The following is a 16813-nucleotide window of genomic DNA, read 5'->3' on the forward strand; positions in this document are numbered from 1 at the left end:
CGCCAACCCCAGCCTTTCCTTAAGCACCCAGGCGGCGCCAAACCTGAATGCGCAAGGTTATATTGGTTATATTCCTGAGTACTGGAGTGACGTCTGGTCGTTCTCTGTGGGCACCACTGTGGCTTACAATGAACAGCTGACGCTGAAAACCGGTGTGGGTTATGACGAAAACCCGATCAGCAGCAGCCATAAAACAGCCCGGGTGCCAACCACAGACCGCATTTGGTGGACCTGGGGTGCCAACTGGGCCTACAGCGCGAACCAAAGCCTGGATATCGCATACGGTTATATGTGGATGAACAGCGTCAGTATTAATGAACGCGAATTCAATGTGCAGAATGTGGCGCTGTATAAATCCGGCCTGCAGGCCAATTACCGCAATACGGCCCAGGTACTGGGTGTGCAGTGGAACTATAAGTTCTAAACTGCCAAAAACAGCAAAGGCCGCAATTGCGGCCTTTTTCATCTCTGAAGAAAATTACTTCACCAGATTAATTTTATAACCACTGGGGGCCTGCGCTGATGGCTCTGCGGTCAGAATATAGTTAGCACCGTCGACAAACTCCAGCAGCGCTGTTTTGTCCAGCAGGCTGATGGTGCCGTTGTCAGCCACATGCACCAGCGAGACTGAATAGAAATCATCGGGCAGGGTCAGCGCCTGTTGCTTTTTAAACTCCAGTGCTTTGACATGGTAACGGGCCGTTTCTATGGTTTCATTCGAACGGACAAAATAGAAGTGCAGATTTTTAAAGTCTGGAGTCAGGTTCAGCACATTGACTTCATGCTCATGAATTTGTGGCAGATTACGCTCGACAAAATTCACCAGCCCTACTTTATTATCCGCGTCTTTAAACAAAGCCACCGCTTTGGTCTGGCCCGGGTTCACCGTCAGTAACACATTATTCAGTAATAACTGGTTCTGCTCATTCAGTACCGAAATACTGTAATCCCCTTTGACGAATTCCAGGTAAGGCGTCAGGCTGTCCTGTTGCAGTTCGGCGACAGGCAGATTATTGATGGCGATCTGTCCCTGCTGATTGTCCATGCTGTTGTACACACGGATCTGGCCTTTGGCATCTTTATGCTCCAGGCTTTCCACTGTGGTGGAGTTCAGCAGAATATCGACAGCCACCTGTTGCTGCATAGGGCCTATTTTGTCCCGCACAATCAGCACATAGCTGGTGGTGTATTTAAAGTCATAAGCGGCCGATTCAAAAAATGGCGTTTTTTGCCCGGCCACAGTCAGGAATAACTTCAGTTTGCCGCGTTTGAGCATTTTTCCGGTTTGAGTCAGCTCTTTGTCTGACAAGGATTCCAGCAACACCGCTTTGCTGAAGTCTTCGGTTTCAGCCGCAGTGTACAAATCGACATTTTTGTACTGCACCGACAGGTTGGCTGAAAAAGCGCGGAACTGGTCATCAAAGCTCTCTTCGCGTTTATGCACCAGGCTCAGCATGGTTGGGTTGGCCACGTCGCCTGTCATCACCAGCAAGGTTTTTTCCGACTGCTTCAGATCAACAGTGGTTTCTTTAATCAGCGCTGAGCTTTGCGCATTTTTCAGCTGATAGGTGTAAGAACCCGGATCGATCGTCAGCATATTCGATGCATCACCAAAAGTCGCCGTCCCTGCTGCCGTATCTTTGACAGTCAGCGAGGTATTGGCGCTGTTGGCTGAACCGTTGTAAAACTGGATATAGCTTTTATTGAAGCCTTCATCATCACTTTTTGAATCACTGCCACCACAGGCTACCAGCACAAAAGCCGACAGCAGTGGCACAACCAGCCTGATCCCCTGAGTCCGTAAATTCATTGGTTTCTCTCTTTACCGAAGTTAACAATCGGGTCTGAGAGTATTGGTGAGCTGTTGAAAAACCTAGCGTTTTTACCAAAATCAACACTTAATCACAGCCTTTAACATTTCAGCAGCAAGACGACACAGTTCATGCATTGCAAAAGAATCTGTTAAGCACAGATTCTAACAACCGCAGGGTGGCCCACTGGGGGAAGGGCCAGGACGTCCGAACAAAAAAAAGACCTGCAGATGCAGGTCTTTGTTCACTCTGACTGGATCAGAAGGTATCTACTTTCAGTGAGCCGCTGACGGTACTCATTTCGACGTTGCCTTCACCTTTGCCAGTGCTGAATTCCAGGCTGGAACGAGGGCCGTATTTGCTGCGCTGTGCTTTATCTTCGGTCAGCATGTTGCGGATAGAACCGCCAGCATTGGCGACCAGATTAAACTTGGCGCTGATGTTTTTTTCCAGCGTCAGTTTCATGCCACCACTGACGGTCGATACGTCGACCCGCGGGGCCAGCGAGTTTTTCAGCTGGGCTTCCTGAGCACCGTTCACCGCAGTCAGGTTCAGCTGTTCAACCCCATCCAGCTTCAGATCCGCTTCGCCATTGACCACAGATACCCGGACTTCTTTGGCTGTGGTGCTGCTGCGAATTTCACCGTTGACGGCTTCAAGTTCCAGCCGGCCAGCCGAGCCCACGTCTTTAATGGCACCGTTCACTGTGCTGATACTGACTTTGCCCTGGTTATCACGGCTGTCAATTTCACCATTCACTGTCTGCAGCTGCACAAACTGGCGCAGCGCAGAGGCATCTACCCGGCCATTTACACTGGTAATTTTAGTGCTGCCCTGAATGCCTTTAACAATGACGTCAGAATTCACGCCCTGAAACTCCAGCTCCGCCCCTTTCGGCACGTCGATGGTCAGTTTGGAACCTTGGTCGTTATCACCACCATCGAAGTTATTAAAACTCGGCATTTTTACCTTAAAGGTGGTAAAACCATTTTTGGATTCCAGCGTATAACCTTCGGCTTTTTCATCCAGGGTGCCAGAGACCTTGAACTCTTTGGCATCTACAGCCCGAATTTCAACATAACCTCGCATGTTTTCAATAAAGATTTTTTCATTGGCAGCCACAGCGCGGCTTTCATTCACGGACTCTGCCGCCCATACCTGTGACATTGCCAGTGCCAGACCTGCCACAACCAGATAATGTTTCATTTGCTACTCCTGTTACACCAGGCCCGACTGGACCACTTTTTGTAAATACCGTTGCTGCTGGTTATACAGCGAACGCAATTGTTTTATTAAACCTGCATCATTGGGGTTGTACTGCAACGCCATCTGCACCTGGCTGATGGCACTGTCCCAGTAGCCCAGCTGTTGCTGCCAGTCGGCAAACACCGGGTTAACCTGCGTCAACGCTGCCAGTTGCAGGGCTTTGGCTTGTTCATACTGGAAACTGATCGCGCTGGCCACGTCGGCAAACCCGGGGGCTGCCGCTTTGACGTCTGGCACCGCAGCAACGGGCTGACTGCCCAGCTGACTGGGATCCTCGCCCTGCCCCCACCACAGCAACGCCAATATCAACGAAGCGGCGCTGGCCATGGGCCACCAGGACTGCCAACTGCGCCCGGCGGGTTCAACCCGGCCTGGCTCGGCCTGAGCCTGCAGACGCTGCTCCAGCTGTGGCCATAAATCCCGTTGTGGTGCCAGCTCTTGTGGCAAACCGGCAATTAAATCATCCAGCTGCTGTTCGGTTTTCATCTAACCACCCTCTTAATAACTGACGCGCCCTGTGATACTGCGATTTTGAGCTGCCTTCAGCAATCCCCAATAAAGCGGCTATTTCATTGTGCTGATAGCCTTCCAGCGCAAAAAGTACAAATACGGCTCTGGCCTGGTCGGGTAAACGCTGGATCAAAGCTTCCAGATCGCCATGATCCACAGGTTCGTCGCTGGCGAGCTCCGGGATTTCATCGGTAGAACGCCTGGACTCGCGGTCTTTACGCCATAAATCCACCGCAGTGCGGGTACTGATACTGTGCAACCAGGTGGCAAAACTGCTGTCGCCACGAAACCAGCTCAACTGCTGCCAGACCTTTACAAAGACTTCCTGGCAGGCGTCTTCCGCCTTGGCCCGGTCTGACAACAAACGCAACGCTATTGCATAAACCCTGCGGTGATACTTTTGATACAGCAGATAAAACGCCTGCCGGTCGCCGGCCTTGGCGGCATGGATCCAGTCCTGTTCCATGTCCTGCACTGCTTGGGTCACTGTAAGGGTCATTCCATGCCTGAATTTTTCTGAATACTGAAAGCTTAGTCGTGCGCTCTGCTATCAAAGGTTTAAAGCCATGCTAAAAATAATTTTTAGTTGTAAATCAGCACCTTCCTCTGACAGACTACCTGTAAACACCTGAAGAGCCAACGCCTGATGCGTCGCAATGTGCTGCTAATGTTCGTATCTTTACTGCTAGGCGCCTGCAGCAGCCCGCATTTTTTACGTTTATTGCCCTCCACCCAACAGGCACTGGAAGCCAATCAGCTCTTTGCCTACCAGTATGCAGCGATGCAACAGCTCAATCCGGCAGCACTGCGCAGCCATTGTGCTGAGCTGGCCTTATTGCCGGAGCACGCGGCCAATCGTGCGCTGCGGCAATTAAGCTGTGCCAGGCTTTGGCTGCCGGTCAGTCAGAATGCAGAGGAAAAAGCACAGGCGGTCCACCTGTACAACCAAAGCCTGAATCAGTTGCTGCTGCAGTTACATCCCCGGCAAAAACTAAGCCGTCCTGCGCTGCGGCTGGAGCTGCTTCCTCTTACGGACGAAACAGGTGCCCGGTTGAACCAGTGGTGGCCCACCTCGTTATTCAGCTCTGTCCGCACTGAGTACCAACCGCCCACAGAAGGCCTTGGCGTCAGCATAGTGGCCGCCCGGGAGACGACCAGACAACCGGCTGACCTGAACTACCCGCCCGAAGGCGTGTACCGCTCATATACGGTACTGCTGGAACGACTGGAATTTGGCGACGCTCAGCAAATTAAACTGTTTTTCCGTGCTTACAACGGGCAACAAGCCAAACAGCAGGCGCTGCGTTTTGACGCCGCGGCCAGTTATTTATGGCTGATGCAGCATGCCAAAGTGATGGACTTTGAGCTGAGCGGTTTGTTCAGTGCCGCCGACAGCGAGGAACGGTATGGCGTGTTCAGTGTGACCCCGCTGTCAGCCGATAAGATCCCCATCCTGATGATCCACGGCTTAAACTCCAGCCCTGTCATCTGGTTTGAGCTCAGCCTGGCCATTTTGCAACAGCCAGAGCTGGCCGCCCGTTACCAAATCTGGCATGCCTTTTATCCTTCAGGCCCGCCACCTTTTTTTAATGCGATGCGGCTGCGGCAAAAAACCGATGCGCTGCTGGCGCGTTTGCAGCAACAAGAGTGCAGCCCTGCGCTGCAGCAGATGGTGGTCATTGGCCACAGTATGGGGGGGCTGATCAGCAAAACCTTTATTCAGAACTCCGGCTATACGCTGTGGGACCGCACATTTTTACAACGTCCGGAACAGCTGGATGTACCGGCAAAGCAGCTCAGCAGCATCCGGGACATTTTTTTATTTGAAGCCCGGCCTTATGTCGACAAAGTGATCTTTATCGACACCCCACATGGGGGTTCTGAGATGTCTGAATCCTGGCTTGGCCGGTTAACCTCTGCTTTTATCACCTTACCCCGGAGTTTTGTCGGTCTGTTTCGCCAGTTGCTTGACAACATAGGGATGGACCAGCTGACGCCTGCTATGCAGCCATATTTTTCCGCAGGTGGCCCCAACTCAGTCCAGGTGCTGTCGCCATCCCATCCGCTGGTGCAGGGACTGAACCAGCTGCCTTATCAACGCCCTGTCTACTCCATAGTTGGCAGTAACGGCGCTTTATCCTGTGTCGACACCCAAAGTTGCAGCCAACTGACCGACGGGGTGGTGCCTTATTTAAGTGCACACCAAGCCAAAGCAGAACAACAGCTTATTGTGAGTTCCAACCATAATTCCTACCGCTCGCCTGAAGCCCTGGCTTTTATACTCACACTGCTCGGTTCACCCGACGGCGCAAATTAGCTATACTCGCCGGCCTTTTTCGCCGGAGTTCCCGTTATGTCGCATTACCTTGCCGTAGATTTTGGCACCTCTAACTGTGCTGCAGGCTTTATGCAACAGAATCAGCCGTCTTTACTGCAGCTGGAGCAGGACGGCAGCCGCTATCTGAGTTCTGCACTTTATGTCGAGCGGCAGCGGGATCCGGATGATGAGGATGCGTATTTGTCCGCCAGCCTCACCGCGCTGCTGCGTCAGCAGCAACAGGTGTTGATTGGCAAAGCGGCGCATCAGCGTTACAGCCGCGACCCCTTAGGGGGTATTTTTATCCGGTCACCTAAATCCATGCTGGGCAGCCGGCTAACCCCGGCCCAGACCGAAATTTACACCCAGGTGGCCACCTTATTGCTGCAACAAATTCTGCAGCAGGCCGGCCGGCAACTGGATACGCCCGTCACCCAACTGCTGCTCGGTCGCCCCGTGCATTTTCAGGGGCTGGACCAGGCCGTTGGCGATGCCAGAGCCGAACAGATTTTGCGTGAAGCCGCCCGTCGTCTCGGGGTGCGGGACGTCATTTTTGCCTTTGAACCTGTGGCTGCCGCCGTGGAATACGAACGCACCTTACAGCAGGAACAACTGGTACTGGTGGTCGATATAGGCGGTGGAACCACCGACATCAGTCTGATCCGGCTGGGACCACAACGTGCAAATAAATTTGATCGCAGCCCGGATTTGCTGGCCCACAGCGGCCGCCGTATCGGTGGGGTCGATATGGATATTAAGTTCTGTATCTACGGCCTGATGAGCCTGTTCGGCCGCCAGAGCCTGGATTTATCCGGCAAACCACTGCCCGCCTCTTTGTTCAGCGACGCCGTGAATATTATTGATATTCATGCCCAGGAGCGCTTTTACGCACCGGCCAGTTGGGATGAACTGCAATGGTTGCAACAAAAGGCCGCGCAGCCAGGGTTGTTACAACGCTTTTCGACCGTCTGGCAACAGCATTTAAGTTATTACCTGAACCAACAGGCGGAGCAGGCCAAAATTGCCCTGACGCAACAGGCACAAGTGCAGGTGGTACTGGACAGGGTGGAAGCCGGTCTGGCACAACCATTAACCCAGCAGCAACTGACCGAAGCGCTGTATCAGGAACTGGCCGGTATAGGCCGCTTAATTCAGGACTGCCTGAGCGGTGCCCAATGCCAGCCTGACGCCATTTTTGTCACCGGCGGTTCCTCCGCCATTCCGGGCATTGCCCCACTGCTGCAACAACTGCTGCCTGCTGTGCCAGTGGTGCGGGGCGACCAGTTTGGTTCTGTCGGTATGGGGCTTTGTAAGCTCGGCCAACTGGCATTTGCATAGATTGCACAAAAAACAACCACAAAAGCTGGCCTGAACTGCCGCTTCCCGCTACAATGCGCGCCTTTTCCACGCCGCCCTGCGGCTTGTGGCCAGAATGGCCCTTAACTGAGAACTTTATGTCGTTTCAAGCTTTGGGCCTTCAGCCCGCGTTAGTCGAGGCGGTTGCCGCCGCAGGTTACACCCAACCGACCCCCATTCAGCAGCAGGCCATTCCGGCCGTGCTGAGCAAAAAGGATCTATTGGCTGCGGCCCAGACAGGTACAGGTAAAACCGCCAGCTTTGTGTTGCCTATTCTTGAAATGCTGTCGGGTCAGGCGGTATTAAAACCCCGGCCCACCCGCGCTTTGATCCTGACGCCAACCCGTGAACTGGCGGCGCAAATCGAGCAGCAAATACAAAAATACGGTCAGTTGCTGCAGCCTAAGCTGCGCCACCATGTGGTGTTTGGCGGCGTCAGCATTAACCCGCAGATGATGGCACTGCGTGGTGGTGTTGATATTCTGACCGCCACTCCAGGCCGTTTGCTGGATCTTGTCAGCAAAAACGCGCTGAAGCTGGACCAGGTACAAATGCTGGTTTTGGATGAAGCCGACCGTATGCTGGATATGGGCTTTATTCACGACATTAAAAAAATTCTGGCGATGCTGCCAAAACAGCGGCAGAACCTGTTGTTCTCCGCCACCTTCAGCAGCGAAATCAAAGAGCTGACACAGGGCTTATTGCACAACCCGCTGACTATCCAGATCACACCGGAAAACACCACGGTGGAGCGCATTGACCAGCAGGTGTACCTGGTGCCCAAAGGCCAGAAAACCGCCGCTTTGTGTGAACTGATTGAAAAAAACCGCTGGCACCAGGTGCTGGTCTTTATGCCAACCAAACACCAGGCAAACCGCTTAACCGAGCAGTTGAACTGTGCTGGCATCAGCGCCGCCGCTTTGCACGGCAATAAAAGCCAGAATGCCCGCACCAAAGCCCTGGAGGATTTTAAAGAAGACCGGCTGCAGGTGCTGGTGGCCACCGACGTGGCCGCCCGTGGGATCGACATTGCCCAGCTGCCTTATGTGGTGAACTACGAGCTGCCACGCTCATCAGCAGATTACGTCCACCGCATCGGCCGTACCGGCCGGGCTGGTAAATCTGGCCTGGCGGTGTCGTTGATCAGTGCCGATGAACAGTCCCAGCTCAAACAGGTCGAAAAACTGATTGGTCTGAAACTGCCGGTGAAAGACCTCAAACCTGCACCTCTGTCAGCCGAGCTGCATGCCATTGCCACAGCGCCACGTCCGCCACGCCCTGTGCGCCGCAAGCCGGATCAGGCCGCAGGCCAGGACGGTCAGGGGAAAGGCCGTGCCGGCACAAACCGCCCACAGGGCCAAGGCGCAGGCCAGAGCAAAGCAAACAATGGCGGCCAGGGCAAAAAGCCGGAAATGTCAGCCATCGGCAAAGCAGCGCTGGCTGCGGCCAATGGTCAGCCGCAAAAACCAGCGCAGCGCCGCTTCCGGCCGAAGAAACCTAAAACCAGCGCATGAGCATCAGGCTGTGTAAATACCTGGCGGATGCAGGGCTCTGCTCCCGCCGCCAGGCTTCACGGCTTATCGAACAAAGGCGGGTGCAGCTGAATGGTGCGCCCGCCAGCCACATCAGCCATGTCAGTTCAGGCGACCAGGTTCTGATCGATGGCCAGCCCCTGCCCCTCGCGGAACCCAAACAAGTCTGGCTCTACCACAAAGCTGTTGGTGTGGACTGCAACCTGACCCCGGACAAACCCGACAGCCTGTACCATCTGCTGCACTCCCTGCCAGTCCGGCTCCATCCGGTCGGCCGGCTGGATAAAGACTCCTGCGGCTTATTGCTGCTGACGAATGACGGCGAGCTGACCCAACGCCTGCTGCATCCGGATTTTGACCACCCCAAAGAGTACCTGGTGCACACCAAACCGGCCCCGGTAGCAGAGCAACTGGCGGCGCTGGCCGCAGGGGTCAATTGGCAAGTGGGCCCTTACCAGTATAAATCGAAAGCTTGCCGGGTCTGGCCAGCACCGCATGGCTTTCGGATTGAACTGACTCAGGGGCTCAACCGGCAAATCCGTTATATGTGCCGATCTGTCGGACTGAAAGTGGTATTTTTGCAGCGCCAGAGCCTGGGAGATTTGCAGCTGGGCACGTTGGCTGAAGGGCACTGGCGCCTATTGAGCACCAGTGACTACCACAACCTGCGTTTGTCACTTGGGCTTAATGCAACGCCGGCGGATACCGCCGCAGCCGCAGACTCAGCCCGAGCGTGAACACAAACACCGCGACCGACCCCAGCACCACCCCATCCCAGCTGGCCCATTGCCAGAACAGTGACAGAAAGAGTCCGCCGCTGCTGGCCCCCAGGTAATAAAACACCAGATACAAAGCACTGGCACTGGCTTTGGCCCGGGTTGCCTGCTGATTCACCCAGGCACTGGCCAGTGAATGACACAGAAAAAAGCCAAAGGCACTGATAAAAAAGCCCAGCACTATGCTCCAGAGCGGTGTCAGCACCGTCAGCAATGTGCCAAGCAGCATAATGCCAATGCCCAGCGCCATGCCCAGGCCAGGATGCAGCCGCACTGAGACTTTACCGGAAATGGCCGAACCGACAGTACCGGTCAGATAGGTCAGAAACAACAAGCCAATCCAGCCACTGGACAACTGATAAGGTGCGTCTGCCAGCCGGAAGGCCACAAAGGTGTATTGGTTTAAAAAGATGAAGAAGTTCAGCCCACCAATCAGGTAAGTCAGTGACAACACCGGCTGACGCAGATGAAACCAGTTATCACGCATCGCCTGCTTAAGCGTGAACTGCTGTGGCTGAAAGTAGCTGGAGCGTGGCAGATAACGCCAGACCAGCCAGACACAAAGCGCGCTGCCCGCCGCCATTGGGTAAAACACCCATTGCCAGTGGTTCAGTTCAGCAAACCAGCCCGCCAGCACCCGGCCACTGATGCCACCCACCGAATTGGCACTGATGTAATAGCCCACGGCTGCCACCAAGGCTGGTTTGCTGAATTCTTCCCCCATATAAGCAATGGCTACCGCAGGCAAACCGCCCAGACAAAACCCCTGCACAGCGCGCCAGGCTAATAAGGAGGAATAAGATTCCACCTGAGTCAGCGCCAGAGTACTCAATGCCATACCAGAGAGACTCCAGAGCAATATAGTGCGTCGGCCCCAGGCGTCAGACAAAGCCCCATAGAGCAGCAAGGACGCACCAAGCGTTAAGGTGCCAATGGCGTAGCTCCAGCTGGTTTGCAGCGGGCTTAACGCAAAATCACGGCTGAGTTCCGGCAACAGGGGTTGCAGCAAGTGCAGGTTGGCAAACACAAACACAGCGGCCAGGCAAAGGGCGAAACTGGCGGTGTAAAATGCGCGGGATTTCTTTTCGATCATGACTGCTGTGGCTTGAGTCCGTACTGCCGCTCAGTATACCCTGAAGCCCCCTTGCCGTCTGAGGCTTTGTGCTGAAACAGCTTAGAATACAGACGGTTTAGCCCATAACCCTCAGGATCACTCATGAAGTATTCAGCTTTAGCGGTGTTGGTCTGTGCAGCTTTAACCGCCTGCTCCGAGCCCAACCCGACACCAACAGCCCCCAACCCTGACAGTGTTGCAGTGCAGCACGCCCCTTCAGTGGCCACGCTGTATGACCAAGCCACCCATGCGTTGTTTCAGGCCCGCGCGCTGAATGCGGCCGGTTTAGGCTTATCTGCAGAACAAACGGGGAAAGATTTATCAGCCCAATTGGAAGACTACGGTTCAGAAAACGAACATGCTTTGCGTCAGCGCCTGAGCCAGCTGGCGCAGCAACTGGCCGCCTTGCCAACGCCCGCCAATGCTGCGGACGCAGAAAATCAGGCGGTCATGCTGAACATAGTGCGGTACTACGCCGGTCAGCCGGGGTTTGCCGCCGGTTACATCGACCCCTGGATGGGCCACTCCGCCTTTGTGGTCAATCAGATCAACGGTCCTGTGATTGATATGCCGGGCGCACTGCAAAACTCGCACCCAATTAATTCTGAGCAGGACGCGAAAAATTACTTAAGCCGCCTGGAAAAATTTGGCGCTGCACTCGCATCTGTGCAGCAGAAGTTTGAGCTGGATGCCAAATCCGGCTGGATAGCCCCGAAAATTCTGCTGGAACGTGCTTTGGTGATTATCGACTCTTTTGCCGCAGGGGATGCCAGCGACAATGTGGTGTATCTGGATTTCGCCCGCAAGCTGAACGCTCTGAAAGAGCTGACTGAGGCTCAGCGTGAGCTGTATCTGGCAGAAGCTAAAACACTGGTCAGCTCACAGGTACAGGCCGGTTATCAGAAACTGGCCGCCAGCGTGCGGCAACAATTACCACTGGCGGGCAGTGAATCTGGCATTTGGGCCCAGCCGGGCGGATCGGAGTACTACGCCTGGTCGGTACGCCAGCTGGGGGATACAGAGCTCAGCCCGGAACAAATTCATCAGTTGGGATTGTCGGAAGTGGAGCGGATCAGTCAGGAAATGGACCAGATCCTCAAAACCGAAGGTTACAGCTCAGGCTCAGTGGGCGAGCGCATGGCGCAACTGAACAATGAACCACGCTTTTTGTACGAGGATTCAGACGCCGGTCGTCAGCAGTTGCTGGATGATCTGAACCATTACATTAAAGAAATCAGCACGAAGATGCCGGACTGGTTTGTCACCCAACCCCCTTACGAGGTGGAAGTGCGGCGTATTCCGGTCGAGATCCAGGACAGCGCAGCCGGTGGCCAGTACAGCTCACCGGCTATCGATGGCAGCAAACCCGGTATTTACTGGATCAACCTGCGGGACATAAAAGCCAATGCCAAATTTGACCTGAAAACCCTGACTTACCATGAAGCCATTCCCGGCCACCACTGGCAAATTGCGTTAAACCTGGCGCAGGATCAGCTGCCGCTGCTGCGCCGGGTGGCGCCTTACAACAGCTATATCGAAGGCTGGGCTTTGTACTCTGAGCTGCTCGCCAAAGAGATGGGCATGTATCAGAACGACCCGTTTAGCGATTTAGGCCGGCTGAAAGCTGAGTTGTTCCGCGCCGTCCGTCTGGTGGTCGACAGTGGCCTGCATGCCAAAAAATGGAGCCGCGAGCAAGCCATCGACTATATGGCCAAAACCACCGGCACCACTGAGTCTGACGTGGTGGCTGAAATCGAACGCTATATGGCCTGGCCAGGTCAGGCACTGGGTTATAAGCTTGGCATGCTGAAGCTGGTGGAACTGCGCCAGTATGCCCGCACTGAGCTTGGCGATAAATTCGATATCCGCGCTTTCCACGATCTGGTGCTGCTGGGCGGTGCCGTGCCCATGGCGGTGTTGGAACAAAAAGTAAAACGCTGGGTGGCCGCGCAAAAAGCCTGAGCGTTGAAGACAACAACGGCAGCCTGAGCTGCCGTTTTTTTTATCAGCTTTCTGCAGGGTCGCTGGGTTTGACCCTGGTTACCAGCAGCTGGTCAATTTTATAACTGTCGATATCCACCACTTCAAATTTGTAATTCTGGTAAATCACAAAATCGGTGCGTTTCGGAATTTTACGCAGCATATACATCATAAAACCGGCAATGGTTTCGTAGTTTTCTTCATCCGGAAATTCTGCAATATCAAAGACACGCATCACATCGTCCAGCGGTGTTAAACCTTCCACCAGCCAGGAGTCTTCATCGCGCTGTACTATTTGTTCTTCGTCCGAATTCACCAGTTCGCCCATCACAATGCTCATCACATCTTTCAGGGTGACCACCCCCACCGTCAGCGCGTACTCGTTCAGCACCACCGCAAAATCAACCCCACTGGATTTAAAATGGGCCAGCACTTCGTACAAGGACAAGGTATCCGGCACAATAAGCGGGGTATGGACAATGTTTTCTTTTAGCAGGTTAATTGGCTGCTGATGCAGCACCTGCATCAGAATATCCCGGCTGTCGACATACCCGACTACTTTGTCCAGGCTGTCATCCACCACAATAAACTTGGCATGTGGGTGCTCAGCTATTTTCGCTTTAATGCTATCACCTGATTCCCTCAGCGTGAAATAAATCAGGCTTTCGCGGGCCGTCATGGCCGAGGTGACTGTGCGGGAGTCCATATCAAAGACGTTTTCCAACAGTTTGTGTTCCTGCTGCGCCAGCACTCCGGCCTGTGCCCCTTCGTCCATCATGGCCACAATATCTTCCGGTGTGATTTGGTCGATTTGCATAGTAGGCACTTTAAACAGATAAAACACCGCATTGGCGATGCTGTTAAAAAACCAGACCAGGGGTTTCACCAGCACCAACAGCAGCATCACCAGGTTGACGACTGAAATAGCGACTTTTTCCGGCGACAGCATGGCCAGGCGTTTAGGCATTAAATCGGCAAACAGAATAAATAATGAGGTGACCAGAAACACCGACAAGCCAAAGGCCAGAGTTTCCATGACAGGGTTGTCGGAGATCAGCTGCAAGGCGCTCAGTATCGAAGGGGTAAAAGCCGCTTCACCGAGAATACCACCGAGAATGGCGACCGCATTCAGGCCAATTTGCGCCACCGTAATAAAACTGCCCGGGTTTTCCTGCAGCTTCAGCACTAAGGCTGCCCTGGGTTCACCGTCCGCCGCCAGCTGTTTCAGCCGGATTTTCCGCGCCGCCGCCAAGGCAATTTCCGACATGGAAAAGAAGGCACTGGCGCTGATCAGTGCCAGCATCACCAGAATATTTTCAAACAATGACATAATAATTCCCACGCTTTGCGCTGCGGCAGCACCTGTGGTTCGGCCTGTTGGCGACCTTAAGGGCTGCTTCGCCGTCAGTATAAGGGTAAAATAAGTTATGAACAAAAAATGGTTGAATTTGAACTGCTTAACTAATGGCCGACTTCACTCCCCGTATTCAGCAAGCTTATTTTCGCAACGGCCCTGAACATCGCTCCGGTGCGGACGTCAGCTTCCTCGATATTGTAAAGCTGTTTGGTTTCCAGTCTGTGAAAGTGGGCTCTTGGGTCAGTGCCAGCGAACAGCAGCTGGCAGCCAACCTGTTTTTTGATGCTTTGTGTGATTTGATGCAGTTACTGCAGGTTCCGCCTGACGTTATTTCGCTGAAACAAAGCCTGAGCCTGCAGTTTGGCATTGGCGGGCAACCCGGCAGCTGTGCATTTTATCAGCCGCAGGGCCGTATACTGGCGCTGGCGAAAAACGCCGGCGGTGGCAGCCTGGCGCACGAATGGTTTCACGCCTTTGACCATTATATTGCCCGCCATTTGTTTCAGCATTCTGTGGCTGAACTGGCATTTTCCAGCACGTTGTGGCTTGGCGATACCCCCATCCGCCCCCACCCGTTGAATCAGGCGTTGGATGCAGGCTTCAAGGCTCTCTTTCTGTCCGGGGACGGCCAAAGCCCAAGCGACTATGTGCAACGCTGCGCCCGCTTTGACCGTCAGCATGGCATTTATTATTACGCCAAACCCGAAGAGCTGGCAGCCAGGGCCTTTGAACACCTGCTGCAGCGACAACCACAGAAAAACAGTTTCCTGGTCAGCGGCACGATAAGAAGTGAAACGGCCAAAGCCGGGCTTTATCCGGATGCCACATTAACTGAACAACTCAGTCATTGCTGGCTGGGCTATTTCCGCCTGTTAGGCCAAAGCCTGGAAAGCACCCGCTGACTGAGCCCTGCTGTTATGGCATAAATTTTGTACAACTTCAGTGATTCACCCCGCGCTGACAATTTTTTGACCGGCGCCACGGACTGGAGAACTTGCATGCAAAACAGCACAACTTGGCAATTCGACCAACTGACACAGCTGCATCAGCGCATTACGGCGCTGCAGCAACTGGCCGGCCAGCCAGATCTGGTGGTGTTGTATCAGGGCCGCGCCTGGCACCACCGCGACTTTCTCGAGCTGTCGCTGCGGTTTGCCCTGCTGGCAAAAAGCCTGGGGCATGATGTGCACTTATATGAAGAGTGGTTTGCCCAAGAAGCGGCATGGTTTTGCCACTATGGCTTGGATTGGCGCAGGGCCTGACTACAGACTTCTGGCGAGGCTATTTACAGCCAGCCCCTTTCCCGATAGTTCTCAAACCGAGTGTCCAGGTTTCTCAAACCGAGTGTCCCGCTACAAGATTAAAAACAAAAACCCCAGACTTTCGTCTGGGGTTTTTGTTTTTAATCTGGCGGAGAGAGAGGGATTCGAACCCTCGATACGCTTTTGACGTATACACACTTTCCAGGCGTGCTCCTTCAGCCACTCGGACACCTCTCCGGAACTTGCCGTAGCAAGCGCGGCTATCCTAGTGAAATTCACCGCGCATCGCAACAACTAAATACCTGGCGCCTTTCATTTGCTGAAAATAGCAGCAAATGGGACTCAGGCGTTACCTTTGACCGGCACCTGACTGGCTTTGGCGAAATTCAGCATACGTTCCAGAGGCAATAAGGCCCGCTCACGCAATGCGTCGTCGACAAAGATTTCATGGCCTTCATTGTCCGTTAAAGCGGCCTCAATGGCCTGCAGGCCGTTCATTGCCATCCAGGGGCAATGCGCACAGCTGCGGCAGGTGGCGCCATTGCCGCCCGTTGGCGCTTCAATAAATGTCTTGTCCGGCATGGCTTGTTGCATCTTGTAAAAGATGCCTTTGTCAGTGGCCACAATAAAGGTGTCATTCGGCAAGGTCTGGCTGGCTTTAATCAGCTGGCTGGTGGACCCAACAGCATCCGCCAAGTCGACCACATTGGCCGGTGACTCCGGATGCACCAGCACTGCAGCATTCGGGTACTGCTTTTTCAGCTCAATCAGGGCTTTGGCTTTAAACTCGTCGTGCACTATACAAGCGCCCTGCCACAGGATCATGTCGGCACCGGTTTGCTTCTGCACATAAGCGCCTAAGTGACGGTCCGGCCCCCACAGGATTTTTTTGCCTTCGCTGTCCAGATGTTCAATCACATCAAGCGCAATGGATGAGGTGACCACCCAGTCAGCACGGGCTTTTACGGCGGCCGAGGTATTGGCGTACACCACCACCACCCGGTCTGGGTGCTGATCACAAAAAGCGCTGAATTGCTCTGCCGGGCAACCTAAATCCAAAGAGCAGGTCGCTTCCAGCGTTGGCATCAATACGGTTTTTTCCGGGTTCAGAATTTTGGCGGTTTCGCCCATAAACTTCACACCGGCCACAATCAGGGTTTTGGCTGAGTGCTTGTTACCAAAGCGGGCCATTTCCAGCGAGTCAGACACACAACCACCGGTTTCTTCAGCCAAAGCCTGAATTTCGGGGTCCGTGTAATAATGCGCCACCAGCACCGCATCACGTTGCTGTAACAGAGTTTTGATACGCTCTTTGTAAGCCGCCTTGTCGCCTGCGCTTAAAGGCAATGGCTTTTTCGGGAAGATATAGTCAAGTTCATTAAACTGCATTGCTTGATTCATCGTGATCGCCCGCGTTGAAAAAGTGCGGCATTATACACAAGTTTAGCGTCAGATGCAGTGTTCGGTGTTGTTTGGATGGTGGGTCATGATGGATTCGAACCATCGACCAACGGATTAAAAGTCCGCTGCTC

At 53.9% G+C, this 16813-nt stretch carries 15 protein-coding genes and 1 tRNA gene; 8 read left to right on the forward strand and 8 right to left on the reverse strand.

Going from position 1 to position 16813, the window contains the following annotated elements:
• Positions 1–424 (forward strand): outer membrane protein transport protein (locus tag WKJ04_RS17725; RefSeq protein WP_337881635.1); only part of this gene is annotated, 424 nt, incomplete at its 5' end.
• Positions 425–478: 54 nt separating this feature from the next.
• Here WKJ04_RS17725 and WKJ04_RS17730 read toward each other — a convergent pair.
• The 4 genes from WKJ04_RS17730 to WKJ04_RS17745 all read right to left on the reverse strand — a co-directional run bounded on the left by WKJ04_RS17730 (position 479) and on the right by WKJ04_RS17745 (position 4074).
• Positions 479–1810 carry a DUF4397 domain-containing protein gene (locus tag WKJ04_RS17730; RefSeq protein ID WP_337881636.1) on the reverse strand — a complete coding sequence of 444 codons (1332 nt, stop codon included), beginning with the start codon at positions 1808–1810 and terminating at the stop codon, positions 479–481.
• A 259-nt stretch (positions 1811–2069) separates the two neighbouring features.
• Positions 2070–3017 (reverse strand): DUF4097 family beta strand repeat-containing protein, encoded by a 948-nt coding sequence (locus WKJ04_RS17735; RefSeq protein WP_337840466.1) that lies wholly within the window; start codon positions 3015–3017, stop codon positions 2070–2072.
• A gap of 12 nt (positions 3018–3029) precedes the next feature.
• The gene (locus tag WKJ04_RS17740) at positions 3030–3563 is read right to left on the reverse strand and encodes a hypothetical protein (RefSeq protein WP_337881637.1); all 534 of its coding nucleotides are present in this window, start codon (positions 3561–3563) and stop codon (positions 3030–3032) included.
• Entirely contained in the window at positions 3538–4074 is a 537-nt protein-coding gene (locus WKJ04_RS17745) for an RNA polymerase sigma factor (protein ID WP_337881638.1), read from the reverse strand. The genes WKJ04_RS17740 and WKJ04_RS17745 overlap by 26 nt, the downstream gene beginning before the upstream one ends.
• A 180-nt stretch (positions 4075–4254) precedes the next feature.
• Here WKJ04_RS17745 and WKJ04_RS17750 point away from each other — a divergent pair, with 180 nt between their 5' ends.
• From WKJ04_RS17750 to WKJ04_RS17765, 4 genes are all read left to right on the forward strand, one after another.
• Positions 4255–5904, forward strand: coding sequence for a hypothetical protein (locus WKJ04_RS17750; protein ID WP_337881639.1), 1650 nt, complete (start codon positions 4255–4257; stop codon positions 5902–5904).
• 36 nt (positions 5905–5940) lie between these two features.
• Positions 5941–7242 (forward strand): molecular chaperone, encoded by a 1302-nt coding sequence (yegD, locus tag WKJ04_RS17755; protein ID WP_337881640.1) that lies wholly within the window; start codon positions 5941–5943, stop codon positions 7240–7242.
• Positions 7243–7358: 116 nt separating this feature from the next.
• Positions 7359–8774, forward strand: a complete 1416-nt coding sequence (locus WKJ04_RS17760; protein WP_337881641.1) for a DEAD/DEAH box helicase — start codon at positions 7359–7361, stop codon at positions 8772–8774.
• The gene (locus WKJ04_RS17765) at positions 8771–9529 is read left to right on the forward strand and encodes a pseudouridine synthase (RefSeq protein WP_337881642.1); all 759 of its coding nucleotides are present in this window, start codon (positions 8771–8773) and stop codon (positions 9527–9529) included. Before WKJ04_RS17760 ends, WKJ04_RS17765 begins: the two co-directional genes overlap by 4 nt.
• Here WKJ04_RS17765 and WKJ04_RS17770 read toward each other — a convergent pair.
• Positions 9477–10661, reverse strand: coding sequence for an MFS transporter (locus WKJ04_RS17770; RefSeq protein ID WP_337881643.1), 1185 nt, complete (start codon positions 10659–10661; stop codon positions 9477–9479). The two genes, WKJ04_RS17765 and WKJ04_RS17770, sit on opposite strands and share 53 nt — an antisense overlap.
• A 123-nt stretch (positions 10662–10784) precedes the next feature.
• Between WKJ04_RS17770 and WKJ04_RS17775 the strand changes: the two genes are divergently transcribed.
• A complete protein-coding gene (locus tag WKJ04_RS17775; protein ID WP_337881644.1) occupies positions 10785–12644 on the forward strand; it encodes a DUF885 domain-containing protein in 1860 nt (619 codons plus the stop codon).
• Positions 12645–12687: 43 nt separating this feature from the next.
• Here WKJ04_RS17775 and WKJ04_RS17780 read toward each other — a convergent pair whose 3' ends face one another.
• Positions 12688–13992, reverse strand: coding sequence for a hemolysin family protein (locus WKJ04_RS17780; RefSeq protein WP_337881645.1), 1305 nt, complete (start codon positions 13990–13992; stop codon positions 12688–12690).
• A gap of 134 nt (positions 13993–14126) precedes the next feature.
• On the opposite strand from WKJ04_RS17780, the gene WKJ04_RS17785 reads away from it, so the two are divergent.
• Positions 14127–14921 carry a CLCA_X family protein gene (locus tag WKJ04_RS17785; RefSeq protein WP_337881646.1) on the forward strand — a complete coding sequence of 265 codons (795 nt, stop codon included), beginning with the start codon at positions 14127–14129 and terminating at the stop codon, positions 14919–14921.
• Between the two features lie 96 nt (positions 14922–15017).
• On the forward strand, positions 15018–15281 hold the full coding sequence (locus tag WKJ04_RS17790; protein WP_337881647.1) for a hypothetical protein: 264 nt from the start codon (positions 15018–15020) through the stop codon (positions 15279–15281).
• A gap of 146 nt (positions 15282–15427) precedes the next feature.
• Here the strand turns inward: WKJ04_RS17790 and WKJ04_RS17795 are convergent.
• Together WKJ04_RS17795 and nadA are read right to left on the reverse strand one after the other, a co-directional pair.
• Positions 15428–15518: transfer RNA gene (locus WKJ04_RS17795), tRNA-Ser, on the reverse strand.
• 105 nt (positions 15519–15623) lie between these two features.
• Positions 15624–16682 carry a quinolinate synthase NadA gene (gene nadA / locus WKJ04_RS17800; protein ID WP_337881648.1) on the reverse strand — a complete coding sequence of 353 codons (1059 nt, stop codon included), beginning with the start codon at positions 16680–16682 and terminating at the stop codon, positions 15624–15626.
• Positions 16683–16813: the final 131 nt, after the last annotated feature.

The organism is Rheinheimera sp. (assembly GCF_037442345.1).
Lineage (GTDB): Bacteria > Pseudomonadota > Gammaproteobacteria > Enterobacterales > Alteromonadaceae > Pararheinheimera.